Genomic DNA, 425 nt, shown 5'->3' with positions numbered 1-425 from the left:
ATTCTATCCTCTTCTCATCTCATCATTTGTCATAACTCAGGCTTTGATAGAAACTTTTTAGAATTACAAACGCCAGCCTCTCTTAAACCCATTGTGCAAGCTCTGCCGTTTGGCTGCACCATGAAAGACATTGATTGGAAAAAGCGCTTGATTGAAAGTAGCAAGCTCGATTATATAAATTGGAAATTAGGCTACTTCTATGACGGTCACCGTGCTTTAAATGATTGTTGGGCAACTTTTAATTTATTAATTCAAGACCCCAATGCCTTTGAAGAATTAAAAGCAAATGTTCGTAAAAAAGAAACGCTGCTAGTCGCGGCTCACGCGCCTTTTGATAAAAAGGATTTACTGAAACAACGCGATTATCGCTGGTCTGATGGGCTTAATCGACTGCCTAAATCCTGGTGGAAAATCATTTCTAATGA

At 38.8% G+C, this 425-nt stretch carries 1 pseudogene; it reads left to right on the top strand.

Annotated elements, in window-relative coordinates:
* Nucleotides 1-425, top strand: a pseudogene (locus Ldro_RS09270) (3'-5' exonuclease); the annotation flags it as partial.

This window comes from Legionella drozanskii LLAP-1 (assembly GCF_001467585.1).
Taxonomy (GTDB): domain Bacteria; phylum Pseudomonadota; class Gammaproteobacteria; order Legionellales; family Legionellaceae; genus Tatlockia; species Tatlockia drozanskii.
This window is presented reverse-complemented; position numbering and strand designations above follow the sequence as displayed.